We start from the raw sequence: 15,074 nt of genomic DNA, 5'->3' as shown, positions 1-15,074 counted from the left end.
ATTATCAATTCTCCTTAAAATTTTATTCGAGGTGATTAATCTCATGGTCTATTATACCCCGAAAAAAATTTCTCTACCCAAAATATTTTTACTTCTTGATTTTAATATAAAAAATTTAATATGACAAGGTAATCATAAAAAATGTTTACAAATTGTAACATTAAATTTAAATATGTGAGTTTCTAATGCACATATATAAATGTATTTGCCAAATTCAGCTAGATAAAGAAGTATCAAACAATGTAAGATTAACCATAAAAAACCAGTGCTTTTCATATTATGCCATTAGATAATTTCTTAATTTGTAAAATTATTAAAATTCAATTGACTTTTTATAATATATCATTTAAAATATATAAGAATGTGTAGATAAGTTGTCCATTAGCCCCGGACTTATGATACATTATTAGTGTATTGTTTATTTATGCATACTCATTAGGAGGAAACAAATCAATGAAGTGTTATTTACAAAAACCTTCCGAAGTTGAAAGAAAATGGTATTTAGTCGATGCCAAAGGGAAAACTTTGGGCAGACTATCCACAGAAATTGCTACAGTTTTAAGAGGTAAAAACAAAGTTACTTTTACACCTAACGTAGATGGTGGAGATTACGTAGTAGTAATTAATGCAGAACAGGTTCAAGTTACTGGTAAAAAGAGACAAAACAAGGTTTACAGACATCATACAGGATATATAGGTAACTTAAAAGAAATCAATTTTGATAAACTGCTTGTCAAAAATCCAACCAAGATAATCGAATACTCTGTAAGGGGTATGCTTCCTAAAAACAAGCTTAGAGCTGACATGATGAAGAGACTTAGAATTTTTGCGGGTCCAGAGCATCCACATCAGGCTCAAAAAGTTGAAGTTTTAGAATTTAATTAATAGGAGGCAGATTAATGGCAAAGATACAATATATCGGCACAGGCAGAAGAAAAAGTTCTGTTGCTAGAGTTAGACTTCTTCCAGGAGACGGCAAGATTACTATAAACAAAAGAGACATAGAAGAATACTTCGGTCAAGGCTATGAAGTACAAAAAAGAGAAGTAAGACGTCCTCTTGAGCTTACAGATACAACAGGCAAGTATGATGTGTTTGTAAATGTTACTGGTGGCGGATTTACCGGTCAAGCAGGTGCTATAAGACATGGTATATCTAGGGCATTGTTATTAGTTGATCATGACCTTAGAAAACCACTTAAAGCTGAAGGCTTCCTAACAAGAGACCCAAGAATGAAAGAAAGAAAGAAATACGGTCTTAAAGCTGCTCGTAGAGCACCTCAATTCTCTAAACGTTAGTATTTCAGAATTTAAAGGCATTGAAAATTATAAATTTTCAGTGTCTTTATTTTTTTAGGTATTAATTTCTGATGTTTAGCTAAATATAAAAATATTTCCTCAGCTTTTTCAAAAAAGAAGTAATATAAATATCTTATACAATGGGGTAAATACCTACAGTCGCTGTATATTTTGTTTGTCAGAAAATAAATGTTTTATAAAAGTATAGGTCAACTTTATTATTGCATTTTAGCCTAAAATTTATTCGATTATAGTTTGTATTTTACGAACAGAGCTAAGCGCATAAAAAAATCCCCATCAGGTAAACTTATACCTAATGGAGGTTTTAATCAGAAAAATTTTATTATTCGGGGTATACTACGTGTTTCCAGCCGGCATCTTCAGCTTCTTGTGCTGTCTTAAACCATCTTTCGCCTTTGCTTTCTTTTATGATTGTAATGAAGTAGTCTCTATCATCGGGCATATTGTAAATTTTTTCGCCATCGTAATTAATGTTTCCCTTAATTAATAAGTTTTGGGTAGATTTATTGGCATTTTTATCTGATTTTTGAGCTTTTGCTTTTTAGTTGTCTTTTTTGTCTTGCTTTTCTTCTTTTTGATTGTCAATTGTCATGTTTTCTTGTTCTTTATTGATTTTTTTATGTTCAGACTTTTCTTCATTAACTTCTTTTATTTCATCTTTTTCTTGTTTGCTGTCAGTATCTTTTACATCTTCATCTTGTGCTTTTTCTATTTGCTTAGCTGAATGATATCTGTTTATATCGCCTAGTATTACGGTTTTGCTTTCGTTGTCCCAGTTTGTATCTATACCAAGAGCTTTTGTGATAAAGCTGATTGGTACCATGGTTCTATCATTTTTTATTTCAGCAGGTGCATCCAACTTCATTATATGTCCGTCAACTAGAGCATTTTTATTATTAATTGTTACTAATATGACCTTGCCATTTTTCTTAATAGTCGCCGTTTTGCTGATGTTTTCCCATTCAACTTGGCTTTCAAGTCCTTTGGATATTGCGGAAAGTGGCACCATTGTTCTACCGTTTACTATGTATGGATCAACATCGGTTTCGACTTTAGTTCCATTTAAATTAATATCAATAGCTGATGATGAGCCAGCCATCATTAAAAATGCGAATGCTGCTACAAATAATTTTTTCATAAAATTCTCCTTTAATAAGGTTTTTGTTAAATTATTTAATCATTATAATACTTAAAGCTTAATTTAAAAATATAATAGGGCAATTAGTAACCTAAAATTAATTTTCTTTATAAAATTGATAATTGAAATTAATTGACAGCTTATATACATTTTTTATGTAAAATAGATTTTGATGTATATTATTGGGTATCAAATAACAATATTTTAGCAAATATACATTACATTTTGTTTTCTAAACTGTTGAATGGAAAAAATATGAATAAAAAAATTTTATTGGCAGTAATTATTTTAGTTGGTATGCTGTTTTTTATGTATTTAAAAATGACAAGCAGTCCGGCTAATAATGCAAAAGAGGGTGCAAGCATAAATAAAAAGGAGGCAGATTATATCATGGCAAATAAAAAAACAATATATCTTGCAGGAGGATGCTTTTGGGGAATGGAGGGATATTTCCAAAGGATTAATGGCGTAATAGATACAGACGTAGGCTATGCCAACGGAAAGACCAAAGATACAAATTATCAGACCGTATCTCAGACAGACCACGCAGAGACCTTGAAATTGGACTACGACATTTCAAAAATATCACTAGAAGAAATTTTGCTACACTACTTTAGAGTGATAGACCCAACCTCTGTAAATAAGCAGGGTAATGATATAGGTAGACAATACAGGACAGGTATTTACTTTGAAGATAAAAACGATAAGCCGATAATCGATAAAATCATGGCATTTGAAACAAAAAAACATGGTAAGCTTGCGGTAGAGGTGCAAAAATTAACCGAATTTATTTTAGCTGAGGATTATCACCAAGATTATTTAGATAAAAATCCAAATGGGTATTGTCATATAAATCTAAATATGTCAAACGAGCCACTAATAGATGGAAAATATCTTGTGCCATCAAAAGAGGAGCTTAAAAAAAGAGTGGACGAGCTTTCTTATGATGTTATGGTAAATGCAGCTACAGAAAGACCATTTTCAAGCCCATTGGATAAAGAGTACAGAAAAGGAATATATGTGGATAAAGCCACAAAAGAGCCACTTTTTGCCTCAAAAGATAAATTTGACGGAGGTTGTGGCTGGCCGAGTTTTTCAAAACCGATATTGACTGACAAAGTAAAAGAAAATCAAGATACAAGCCATGGCATGATTAGGACAGAGGTAAGAGCACAAAATTCTAATTCACACCTAGGACACGTTTTTACAGATGGACCAAAGGACAAAGGCGGACTAAGATATTGCATAAATGGAGCATCACTGGAATTTATCCCATATGAAGAAATGGACGAAAAAGGATACTCAGAGTATAAAGTTTTTGTTGAGTAGATAGTTAATATAAGTAAACGTAGAATAAGCTGAAATCTAAAAATTAGATTTCAGCTTCTTTTTTAAATATGTATAAATATTTAAAAAAGATAAACTACGGCGTGTATCACTTGTTAAATACTATTTCTATATCTCAATCAACAAATCCAATTCCTACTCCTTGGTAGTTTTTTAATATATTGGAATATGACCATTGCTCCAAATACTTTTTTATAAGCTGTATCATTTTGTCTAAAATTTCATCCCAAGCCTTTTCTTCGTTCCAAGATAATGGTTTTTCTCTTGTTCCAAAATCAAAAATCTCATCACAACACCAGTTTTCATCTTCTAAATCGAAACTCTGTGTTCCAACTAATTCAATCGACCAATTATTTCCGTTGTAAGAAATATATTAATAGCTGAGGACATTGTTAAACCCATAGCTTTACAAGCACTATCAGCTTTTATCTCCTATTTTCTTTTTTCTTTTTTCTTTTTATTTTACACGTTATAGCTCACTTTATCAACCAATTATCGCTCAATATTTTAGTGAAAGAGGACTGGCGAGGTGTCAAAAAAATGACATCTCCCAATATTAAAGTTTAAAACTTTTAATTTTCAGGTTTTTTAGGAAAGGCTGCCTCGTAATTTGCCCATATGCCTTGTTTATTTTGCTTTACTCTTTTTTCTATTTTTTTGTATTCATCATATCGTGTTACATTTGGCTCAAATTTTACGACCTTTGCAAGGGATGCCTCAATCAGTGCCTTGTTAAGGCAGTCTCCGTCTTCTGTATACACAAAGGCTAGGGTGCGTCCGTATTGGTCTAATTTTTCGATATCATATTCTAGGTAGACTTTATGTCCGTCTAAGAAGTTTTTTGTAAAGCTTGAGGCAGTTTTACCAAGTGGTACGTTTCTATATTCTTCTTTTGCCACGCTTTCGGGGGTATTGACGTTTAATAATCTTATGGTTTCTTTTTTGCCATCAATATACACTTTTAGTGTGTCGCCATCTACTACCCTTGCTATTTCATAAAGCTGGTGTTTTTCATTATTAGTTGAGCTTTCCTCTGATTTTGTTTCTTTTTCAAGTATTTCGCTTTGTGTAGAGATATCTTGAGAATTTTTCTTAGGTTCATTGTTAGTTTCATTAGTTGTGACAGCTTTTTTTACTTTTGCAGCTTTGTTGGAGTTTTCCAAGTCGGTTTTGCCGCATACTAGAAACATTACTGCTATAAGTAAGATCGCCAGTCCAACTAGTTTATTGACATTTTTAGTATTATTTTTATTATTCTTATTTTGAAATCTTACTATAAAAAACACAATTATAGGTACTAATATTGCAGCAATCCTTGTCATAGTATCGTGTGTAGTATAAAATACAGATGCAGCATAAAGCACTGCAGCAATTATTCTTGTTAAATTATCTTTATTCATTTATCCTCCGGTAAAAGCTTAGGGTATTAAAATCTTGTATTTTTATTATAACACAAATTATTAAAATTAATTGGATAAAGATAAAAAGCCATGACCTAGTTTCAAATAAGTCATGGCTTTTTTAAATTTTATTAGTAAATTCAGCTATTGCTTTAGTAAGCATTTCTTGCTAAATTTTTAATTTATGCTTGTTATTCTGAATATATTATCCCTTTGTGAACCTTTTACATTTAAAGTATCACCGACTTTAACAAATGGCAATTTTTCTGAGGCATCAATTGAGGCGATGTAGATTGTTTTGTCATCGTTTGCTAGGATATAGTAGAGCGTATTTCCATCTGTAACTACCGGATGAATTTCTTCTACTATAATTGATTTATCTTCATTGCTATATTCAAAAGAGTTAAAGTCGCTGGTTATCTTCATATATTGGTCTAAGGTATCATTTATAGTGTAGCCTACTGCAACCTTTTGATAGCTTTGAGCGTCTACTAGTGAGTACATTTTTGTGAGCTGTGCGGCATCTTTCAACGCCATAAAGTAGGTTGGACGTCCTCTAAGATTTATCAGTATAGGGAAGGTCGCCTTGTATCCTTTTTCTTGTACTGAGCCGGCGGCACTATCCATTACTGAAAATTCCTCAGCAGAGGATACCGGATAGTAGGAGGTCTGTTTTGTACGCATATTTATAAATACAAAACCTATATTAGACGCGTCTTGCAATACAGATGTGATACCGGTGTAAAGAAATATATCCTCACCCCTAGAAACGTAGTTGTAGCCATCTGTTGGCTTAGTTACTCCATCTTGTTTAATCTTTGAGTTGATAAAGCCTTTTTGGTATTGTCCGTTATTATATAGCTGTGCAAGCACTAGGTTTGACGGATATACTCTGTCTATCCATTCAGGAGCCTCAGTAGGTGAATATTTTTCAGTTTTACCTGTGATTGCATCTACGACAATGACATATTTTACATCGGGTGCACCGAATAAACCTATCGTAGGCTCTATTGCTGAAACTACATAATAAGGATTTTTTTCATCATCCAGCTCAAAATTTATTTCGCCGATAATCGCTGTAGGGTAATTAAATCTAACGTGTCTATACAAATATCTGCCAAATTTATCGCTCATGGAGTATTTGATAGGCTTTTCCAGCTTAACCAGCGAAGAGTTTTGAGTAACCATATCTATTGAAATATAGTAAGGAATACCATCGCTCTTGTTTAAAAACCATTTTATCACATCAGCGTAAACAAGAGGTGTTACCCTTACCGGCTTTCCTGCAAGATTTATTTGAGAGTAGGTTTCGTCTATGTCATATTGAGAAACAAGGTCGCCCATTTCTCCCATTTTCCTTGCCCCAAGTTTTACAGCTGTTTCTCTGTCTACTACAGGCAATGTGTTAAAGTCAGCCTCAGGAAAGTCTTTAACAAAATCTGCAGTCTCTTTTTGTAGCATATTTGCATATTTTTTTGCATGAAATATCGGTGAAGAATATAAATTTGATAGAATAATTGCTACCACTAATAAAGCTGCGATGGATATCAAAAATTTATATATTTTTTTGCTGGTATTATTTGCAAATGAATCTACAAAAAATATAAAGGTCAAAATACCAAACAGCACCAACAAATACATATCAAATTGCAATGATTTTAGATTAATCGGGAACAGCGTGAAGTAATAAAATACAAAAGCAAAAATAACAAGAGCAATCAAGCTGAATGTTTTAAAGTGAGAAATAGTGGCATGAATCTTGCCGGTTGTATTGCCATCTTGCTCAAAGCTTTCTACAGTGACCTTATCCTTGTGGAAGATTTTTTTTAATTTTGCAAAAATGTTAGACATCTTTACTCCTAAAATTTTTTATTTCTATTGATTAATAAGCCTCTTCAAATGCACGAGTAAGCTCAGGAAGAATTTGTTTTTTTCTAGAAACTAGATATGGAGCAAAAACCCCTTGCTTAGATTCAGTGCCAAGAGCATTTTTAATTACTGAAGAATCAGCATAATAATAAATATATGAACCCTCTTTTACTATATCGGTGACAGCTAAGACTACATTGAAATAACCCTTTTGCTCAGCCAGCTTTTCAAGATAGACTACAAGCTCTTCGCTGATCTTGTCTATATAGTCAATATCAAGAGTAAATATCTGAGAAATAGCGACCAGTTTTCCTTTTATTGTAAATTCTTTCAAGTCATTATTTAAAATCTGCTCAAGGCTAAGACCCTTTATAGAAGAACCCTCCTTAAACATTTGATTAGTGTAATTATCTAAGTCAAGCTTTAAAATTTTGTTTAGGGAATTAGCCGCATCGATATCATATTTTGTGCAAGTCGGAGATTTAAAATGAAGAGTATCAGAAAGTATACCGCTAATCAGTAAACCGGCAATATCATAAGGTATCATTATACCCGCATCTTTAAACATCTGATGAATAATAGTGCAGGTAGAGCCTACAGTCTTGCTGATATATTGTATAGGCTCAACAGTTTTGAACCCACCTATTCTATGATGGTCGACCACCTCAAGAATATTTGCCTCATCAATACCATTTGCACTTTGATGAAATTCGTTGTGGTCTACAAGAATGACATTTTTTCTACCAGGTCTTATCAAATGCCTCCTACCTATAAAACCGATATACTTACCATCATGGTCTAGTAATGGGTAATTTCTAAACTTAGTTTTTAAAGTAGTGTCCTTTATATCGCTGAGATAGTCATCCATTGTGAACTTGACTATATTGCTCTTTTTCATGATAGACTCGATACTCCTTGATTGAGTAATCTTTGTAACTACACCTGCAATAGCTACATTTACGGATAAAACAGGAATATCATATTTTTCTATCAAACTTTTTTCGTATTCTGAAATACTGTCAATACCTGACAAAATCAGTAGACCAAGAGAGTGATTTAAATTTTCAAAAAAATCCTGCCTATAATTTTTTTCCAAGATTACAACAGTATCTTCATTTAAATTATTATGACTAAAAGAATTGGAATCAAAAACCTCAAGATTTCCTTTAAGAGCTATATCCAATCCAGCCTTGGGTGTATGAAAAAGATTTAGCTCGTCATCACAAAATGTTCTAATAAGTGATGACAAAGTTGAATCCACCGCATCATAGTCAGCATAAAACAGACCTGAGGCGATATCTTGCATCGAAACTATACCAAGTAATTTACCTACATCATCAATAATTGGAAGAGTATGGATTTTTTGTTTTTCCATAGTCTTAAAAGCATCATATATAGAAGATGTCAAAGTAAGAGGAAGAATTTTTTCATAATCAAGGTCTTTCGCTTGTATCCAAACATTATCAAGAAATGCAGGAGCTTTTACCTTAAAATAGTCAAGCACAAATTTTGCCTCGTTTCTTATTTCGCCCAAAACCCTAGGCTCGACAGCATCGTTAAGCTTGTCCTTGAGGTACGCATAAGAAATGCTAGCACAAACTGAATCAGTATCAGGATTTTTATGACCAAAAACAAGAGTTTTCATTTTCCCACTCCAATTTATAACGCTTTATCCAAAACGCTTTTAACTTGCTCCTTTTGAGTTGCACCCTCTACTACCTTTTCACCATCAATGTAAAAAGTAGGAATGTACTCAAAATGTAACCCCTCTAATTTTTCTTTTTGATGGTCTACATCTATTGTCTGTATATCAAGCTTTGCATACTCAGGATTTTGCTGCTGCAATTCTTTTATCCAAGCCTTTGCGTGTGAGCAATGAGGACACCAATCAGCAGTAAACAGTTGTATTTTTTTCATAGTATATCCTTTCGATAATTAAATAAATTTATTTTATTATAACATTATACCCACAAAATAAAAAGTAAATTGATTTTAAGCTATATTGATAATATACATCTAATAGTTTAAAAGAAAATTAACTAATGACAAAAAATAAAACTTTTGCAAAAAACATCACACAATTTTTCTTTTTATGGGAAAATAATGTTTTCTATATAAAAATTTTGACTTATATATCAGATAATACGTATAATAGTAAAAAAACTTTGCACATAATATTTTATACATTGAGATATAGACAGGGCATAAGATTACTTTAAAAACAACAACAACTATTTTATATAAAGAAAAAATAGAGGTTTAATATAACGGAACAAGTGACATTTGGTAAAAATTAATATATTAATTAAAATCATAAACTATGCAATTTATAAAAAATTCGTTTGACAACAAGAGAATTTTGTAGTATATTGTACGAGTATATTTCCGCACATAGATTAGGTGATATATAACATTGCCATCTTGGCAAGACCAATCGTGGCGAGACTTGAAAAAACAGGAGGTGTAAAAATGTACGCAATAATCAAAACTGGCGGTAAACAGTACATGGTAAATGAAGGCGATGTACTAGAAGTTGAAAAGCTTAACGCAAACGAAGGCGATACTGTAGAAGTAGAGGTACTAGCAGTATCAAATGACGGAGACGTTAAAGCAGGAGAAGATGTAAAATCTGCTAAAGTCGTTGCTAAAGTTGTAGAACATGGCAAAGGCAAGAAGATTATAGTTTTCAAATACAAAGCTAAAAAAGACTATCGTAGAAAAAAAGGTCATAGACAACCTTTCACTAAAATACAGATAGAAAAAATCGAAGCATAGTTGATATGATTAAAATTAATATTAAGAAAACTAATAACAAGATAACAAACTTGCAGATAAGTAATCACGCTAATTATGCCGACTATGGTAAAGATATAGTTTGTGCGGCAGTATCTGTATTATCTCAAGCAGTAGTCAATTCAATGATACTTGCACTGGATAACAGAGACGATTTTTTCACAGTGGATGAAAAGACCGGTCAAATTACTATCGATGTACCACAAAAAGTTGACAATATTCAGCAGATAAAGCTAGATACCTTAACTCAAATGTTAGAAGTTAGCTTTAGAGATTTGCAGGAACAATACGAGAATAATATTTCACTTAACTTTGAGGAGGTGGAAATATGATAAAGATTAACTTACAGCTTTTTGCTAGTAAAAAGGGTGTTGGTTCATCAAAGAACGGCAGAGACTCTCATTCTAAAAGACTAGGAGTTAAAACCGGTGATGGACAACTAGTTACAGCAGGCTCTATCATAGTTAGACAAAGAGGTACAAAAATCCATCCGGGAACTAACGTAGGTCTTGGTAAAGACGATACTTTATTTGCTATGGTTGATGGAGTAGTAAAATTTGAAAAGAAAGATTTAAAAAGAAAAAAAGTTAGCGTTTACGCTAAAGAAGCTTAGTTTGAAAACATTAGCAGGTATTGCCAAAAGGCAATACCTGTTTTTTATAACGGTTAGAACTTTTATTGACAACGTCTTTAATTATCTGTTTAAAAAGACATAATAATATTGTGCCGTCAACAGCTAACATTATAGGAACTGTGTAAAAATTTATTACAAAAAACTGTATAATAATGTTTAAAAATCCTGCGATGAAAAGATATGCTAAATATTCTATAACAGCACCTACTATTTTATTAATATAATATATATTATTATAGCATAGCTTTTTTCAATATGCTATAATAGATGACAATTGGATTTTAAAGCTGCAACATATTTTAATTTAACATTAAGGATTGTATTTGAAAATGTTAAGAAAATTTGAACTAAGACATCCAGCGGTTATTATATTTATTTTTTCTTTTCTTTTAACAATCATATATTTAAGATATGACCTCAAAAAATTTGAGCCAAATCAAAATGTCAAGGATAAGATAGTAACTGTAAAAGAGGTAAGAGTAAAAAATAGCAGTGTGACGATTTATTGTGAAGATACAGTTATAAATTTAATTTTTGCCAAAAAAAAATATAAAGCCGGAGATGTACTAAAGGTTAGCGGACTTTTGACAGATAACAGAGCTGAAAACAAAGGTAAAAAAATACATAAACCTAATTTGTATACTGAAAATAAATATGTAATCACATCATCAGCAATTAGTTACAATCTATACCTAAAATCCAAGGGGTATGATTATACATTAAAAGCAAACAAAATAGAAAAAATCGGCTACAAATCCAATCCGTATATATACATACTAAAAATAAGAGAAAACCTAAATAAAACTATAGACCGCATATATTTTAAGCACAACGGGATTTTAAGAGCCTTAATTACAGCGGACAGAGGGTTTATAAATTCTGAGCAAAGAGGGCTTTATCAATTAGCCGGTATAAACCATTTGATAAGTATATCAGGCTTTCACATAATTGTTTTTTCAGGTATATTTTTTAGCTTGCTGTTTTTTCTGCCGGTGAAATCAAGATATTTTACTTCTGCGGCATTGACCTTTTTTTATGTGGCATTAATAGGGTTTGCAAGTCCATGTGTCAGAGCGTATATCTTTTACATTACATATATAGCAAGCATTTATTTGAATAAAAAATATGACGTATATTCGATAGGATTTTTGCTATCGACTGTCTACATGATTTTAAACCCGTATATATTGTTTGACGCTGGCTTTATCCTGTCACTCTTGTCGGTTTTTTCCATAGCGATGTTTTACAGCAAAATCTATAAGTTTTTCACAAGAAAAATGGCCAATAAGTACATCAAAGCTGTTTTTGCACTAATTTCAATGACAATTTCCGCACAAGTTTTGACATTTGTGTATGTGGCTGTAGTATTTAAAGGCGTTGCTACTTACAGTATACTTACAAATCTGATAGCTGTACCGCTGGTTTCATTTTCCTATCCATTTTTAATCAGTTCAATATTTTTGTATCCGATACCATTTTTATCTAAAATTTTGGCAAATATAGTTAATGCAATATATGATTTTTTCTATTTTTCCATGGAAAAAATTACCGGACTTCCTTTTTCGTATGTGGAGTTTACTCCAAGAGCTTATTATCTAATATCTGTTTATACTTTTGCTATTTTAGCCATATATTTTTATAGTACACATAAAATTATTAGAAGAAATTTAGTATCTTTAGACAAATAAATATCTTGATATTTTCGTAGTAGGTAAAATCCAAATAAATGTTTCAAGTCTTGTAATACTAAAGTACGTTAAATATTGTAGCATATATTTTATATCTCACGTATCCAATTTCTTAATGTAATACTTTTTACCATATCTTTTGTAAGTTGATTTATTGTTTCACATAATCTATCAATTACGTCTTTTAATGTCTTAAATACTTCATTCTTGAATCCCATTTGTCGGATTTATTTGCATATCTGTTCTATGGGATTTATTTCCGGTGTATATGGAGGTATGTGTATTATTTTGATGTTTTTTGATATTTTTAGCCCTTTTGATTTGTGCCAACTTGCTCCATCACATATTAATAGTATCATATCTTGTTCATATTCTTTTTCTGTTATTTCGTATATTTTTTTATATTTTATATTATACTATAAATTTTAATGTATTTCAGTATTATACCCGAATTGCGAATTTATAAATAAGATTTTTTTATTTCATTCTCTATATACTCTTAAATCACAATGATAAACGTGTATCACCATAACAGATTTGTTCTCGTGTAAGTTGTGAGCGTGTTTATATAGATGTTTTGAATTACATGTCTGCCCGCTTACGGAAACATTTTGATGTTTGTGTTGATTTTCCGAATGTTTGGCTGTATAATAATAGATGAATTAAGAAAACACTGCTGTTTTTGTTTAAAAATGCTTTGAAATGTTTCAATCTTTGATACAGCGTTTTTATAGCGAAATTCGGGCGTGTTGTTTTTTACATTGCCGTAAAGTTTGAAAGGACAGAAAAATGAAAGTAAACAAGAATCTGACAGGAAGACATGTATTTAATTTTAAAAGCATCGGGAAAAAAATAAGCATAACCTATTCAGCAGTGGTATTCGTTGCAATACTTATATCAGTCATAGGGTTATCCGTATTTTTGAGAAAAATCATCCTGGATAACAGCAAATCTTACATAAACGCCATCACCGATGAGCAGGCACTGCTTTTTTCTTCAAAACTTAAAGAAAAAACCACAATGCTGGAACAGTTAGCCGCAGATGCTGATATATACTCAATGAACAAAGAAAGGCAAGAAAAAGCACTTGGACTAAGGGCAAAAGTTTTTGAAAATAAAGGCGAAAAAGTTGACTTTCAAATATCCTATATGAATGGAGATTCATTCGTTCCAAATACTGATATAACATTCAATTTAAAAGACAAGCCTAATTTTATAAGTACAATAAAAGAAAACAAAAGCATAATAGCTAATCCACTGCTTAACGAAGGCGACAAAAAATTAAACACAATAATCACAACCCCGATATACGAAGACGGAGATTCCACAAAAAACATGGTCGGTGTACTTGGAGCGGTCTACGATTCACTTGAATTTAATAACATCATTATAAACAAAAATACAGATACTCCGCAAGACTTTACATTTGTAGTCGATAAAAACGGAAGCATAATCGCACATAACGACATAGAATTGGTTAAGAATATGAAAAACTACATAAGCGACAGCATACAAGGATATGAAGAGCTTCAAAGCTTAGTATCCGATATGGTGCAGGGGCATACAAATACCGTTGAAAAGACGATTAACGGCAAAGACTATATCCTTAATTACGAGCCTATAAAAAACACCGATCTGTTTATGTGTACGGCAAAACTTGAACACTATATATTAAAAGACCTCGCAAATTTACAAAACCTTATAATTTTAGTTTCCATTGCGGTATTAATAATAATCCTTTTGATATCCAATCTGGTTTCAAAATCAATTACAAAGCCGATTAAAAAAGTTATCGAAGAAGTGCTGAAACTGTCAAACGGTAATCTCAATATAGAAATCGACAATGATTATATTGACAGAAACGATGAGCTTGGAGATATGTCAAAAGGAATAAAGCGGATGGCGGAAAACATTAAATCTACAATAATCAAAATAAACGAACATTCCAATAACACAGCAAGCACATCACAAAAACTTAAAGAAATTGTCGAATCCACCGTTCTTTCAGCAAATGAAGTATCAGGTGCCGTTTCAAACATTGCAAATGGAGCAACAAATCAGGCACAGGAAACACAAGATGCAGCTATGAGCGTCGAAGATAATAACCTTCTTCTTGGAGAAATGTTAAGTGCGTTTGAGAACGTATTAGGCTCGGTGTATTTAATTAAAGAAAAGAAAGACGCGGGAAACAGAACGATATCAGAATTGCAAAACTCCATAAAAGAAAGCAGCAGAGCAAGTGATGAGATCACAGACGTAATATTGAACGCAAATAAAAGTGCCGAAGAAATATCAAAAGCCAGCGAAATGATCGAGTCAATATCCGACCAGACCAACCTATTGGCACTCAACGCCGCAATCGAAGCCGCAAGAGCCGGTGAAGTTGGAAAAGGCTTTGCAGTGGTTGCAGAAGAGATAAGAAAATTAGCCGAACAATCCGCCGGATTTACAAACGACATAAAAAAAGTAATAAATGAACTCAGAGAAAGAACAAAACTCGCGGTAAACACCATAGAAGGAAGTTCAAAAATTGTAAAAACGCAAAACCAAAAAGCTCAAGAAACAAATAATAATTTTATGGAAATGTCAGCTTCCATAGAGGATGCCGAAAAATTCATACAAAAAGTAGGAAAACTTTCAGAACAGATTGTAAAAAGCAACGCAAATCTAATAAATATTATACAAGACTTATCGGCAATCTCCGAAGAAAATGCGGCGGCAACGCAACAAGCGAGTGCCTCAATGGATACACAGGCTCAATCAATGGAAAATATAAGAAAATCATCAGAAGATTTAGCCAAAATATCAGAAGACCTTCAAAAGGAAGTAGCAAAATTTAAAATAATATCCTGACACTAAAACCTGTTTATATCAACACCTGTGTTA

At 32.1% G+C, this 15,074-nt stretch carries 14 protein-coding genes and 1 pseudogene; 8 read left to right on the top strand and 7 right to left on the bottom strand.

Features of this window, described 5'->3' with window-relative positions:
- Window positions 1-453: 453 nt before the first annotated feature.
- On the top strand, window positions 454-885 hold the full coding sequence (rplM, locus tag BBG48_RS07495; RefSeq protein WP_068913165.1) for a 50S ribosomal protein L13: 432 nt from the start codon (window positions 454-456) through the stop codon (window positions 883-885).
- Between the two features lie 14 nt (window positions 886-899).
- Window positions 900-1,298 (top strand): 30S ribosomal protein S9, encoded by a 399-nt coding sequence (gene rpsI / locus BBG48_RS07490; protein ID WP_068913163.1) that lies wholly within the window; start codon window positions 900-902, stop codon window positions 1,296-1,298.
- A gap of 343 nt (window positions 1,299-1,641) precedes the next feature.
- Here the strand turns inward: rpsI and BBG48_RS11655 are convergent, their stop codons facing one another.
- Window positions 1,642-1,791 carry a hypothetical protein gene (locus BBG48_RS11655; protein WP_456297792.1) on the bottom strand — a complete coding sequence of 50 codons (150 nt, stop codon included), beginning with the start codon at window positions 1,789-1,791 and terminating at the stop codon, window positions 1,642-1,644.
- Between the two features lie 69 nt (window positions 1,792-1,860).
- Entirely contained in the window at window positions 1,861-2,457 is a 597-nt protein-coding gene (locus tag BBG48_RS07485) for a copper amine oxidase N-terminal domain-containing protein (protein ID WP_068913161.1), read from the bottom strand.
- 255 nt (window positions 2,458-2,712) lie between these two features.
- On the opposite strand from BBG48_RS07485, the gene msrB reads away from it, so the two are divergent.
- Window positions 2,713-3,786, top strand: a complete 1,074-nt coding sequence (gene msrB, locus BBG48_RS07480; protein WP_068913159.1) for a peptide-methionine (R)-S-oxide reductase MsrB — start codon at window positions 2,713-2,715, stop codon at window positions 3,784-3,786.
- A 590-nt stretch (window positions 3,787-4,376) separates the two neighbouring features.
- On the opposite strand, the gene BBG48_RS07470 is transcribed toward msrB, so the two are convergent.
- From BBG48_RS07470 to BBG48_RS07455, 4 genes are all read right to left on the bottom strand, one after another.
- Window positions 4,377-5,204 (bottom strand): thermonuclease family protein, encoded by an 828-nt coding sequence (locus BBG48_RS07470; RefSeq protein ID WP_068913157.1) that lies wholly within the window; start codon window positions 5,202-5,204, stop codon window positions 4,377-4,379.
- A 177-nt stretch (window positions 5,205-5,381) separates the two neighbouring features.
- Window positions 5,382-7,055 carry a hypothetical protein gene (locus BBG48_RS07465; RefSeq protein WP_068913156.1) on the bottom strand — a complete coding sequence of 558 codons (1,674 nt, stop codon included), beginning with the start codon at window positions 7,053-7,055 and terminating at the stop codon, window positions 5,382-5,384.
- A gap of 31 nt (window positions 7,056-7,086) precedes the next feature.
- A complete protein-coding gene (locus BBG48_RS07460) occupies window positions 7,087-8,718 on the bottom strand; it encodes a putative manganese-dependent inorganic diphosphatase (RefSeq protein ID WP_068913154.1) in 1,632 nt (543 codons plus the stop codon).
- Between the two features lie 14 nt (window positions 8,719-8,732).
- Window positions 8,733-8,990 (bottom strand): thioredoxin family protein, encoded by a 258-nt coding sequence (locus BBG48_RS07455; RefSeq protein ID WP_068913152.1) that lies wholly within the window; start codon window positions 8,988-8,990, stop codon window positions 8,733-8,735.
- 552 nt (window positions 8,991-9,542) lie between these two features.
- Between BBG48_RS07455 and rplU the strand changes: the two genes are divergently transcribed.
- The 4 genes from rplU (at window position 9,543) to BBG48_RS07435 (ending at window position 12,188) form a co-directional block, all read left to right on the top strand.
- On the top strand, window positions 9,543-9,848 hold the full coding sequence (rplU, locus tag BBG48_RS07450; RefSeq protein WP_068913150.1) for a 50S ribosomal protein L21: 306 nt from the start codon (window positions 9,543-9,545) through the stop codon (window positions 9,846-9,848).
- 5 nt (window positions 9,849-9,853) lie between these two features.
- Window positions 9,854-10,198 carry a ribosomal-processing cysteine protease Prp gene (locus BBG48_RS07445; protein WP_068913149.1) on the top strand — a complete coding sequence of 115 codons (345 nt, stop codon included), beginning with the start codon at window positions 9,854-9,856 and terminating at the stop codon, window positions 10,196-10,198.
- Window positions 10,195-10,479 (top strand): 50S ribosomal protein L27, encoded by a 285-nt coding sequence (gene rpmA / locus BBG48_RS07440; protein ID WP_068913147.1) that lies wholly within the window; start codon window positions 10,195-10,197, stop codon window positions 10,477-10,479. Before BBG48_RS07445 ends, rpmA begins: the two co-directional genes overlap by 4 nt.
- A gap of 350 nt (window positions 10,480-10,829) precedes the next feature.
- The gene (locus BBG48_RS07435) at window positions 10,830-12,188 is read left to right on the top strand and encodes a ComEC/Rec2 family competence protein (RefSeq protein ID WP_068913249.1); all 1,359 of its coding nucleotides are present in this window, start codon (window positions 10,830-10,832) and stop codon (window positions 12,186-12,188) included.
- 241 nt (window positions 12,189-12,429) lie between these two features.
- Here the strand turns inward: BBG48_RS07435 and BBG48_RS11600 are convergent.
- Window positions 12,430-12,532: pseudogene (locus BBG48_RS11600) on the bottom strand (hypothetical protein); the annotation flags it as partial.
- A 445-nt stretch (window positions 12,533-12,977) separates the two neighbouring features.
- Between BBG48_RS11600 and BBG48_RS07425 the strand changes: the two are divergent.
- Entirely contained in the window at window positions 12,978-15,041 is a 2,064-nt protein-coding gene (locus tag BBG48_RS07425) for a methyl-accepting chemotaxis protein (RefSeq protein WP_068913145.1), read from the top strand.
- The last annotated feature ends 33 nt before the right edge of the window (window positions 15,042-15,074 follow it).

Origin of the sequence: Criibacterium bergeronii (assembly GCF_001693775.2) — a bacterium.
GTDB classification, from domain to species: Bacteria; Bacillota; Clostridia; order Peptostreptococcales; family Filifactoraceae; genus Peptoanaerobacter; species Peptoanaerobacter bergeronii.
Note: the sequence above shows the minus strand (reverse complement) of the source record. Positions and strands in the feature narration are given on the sequence as shown.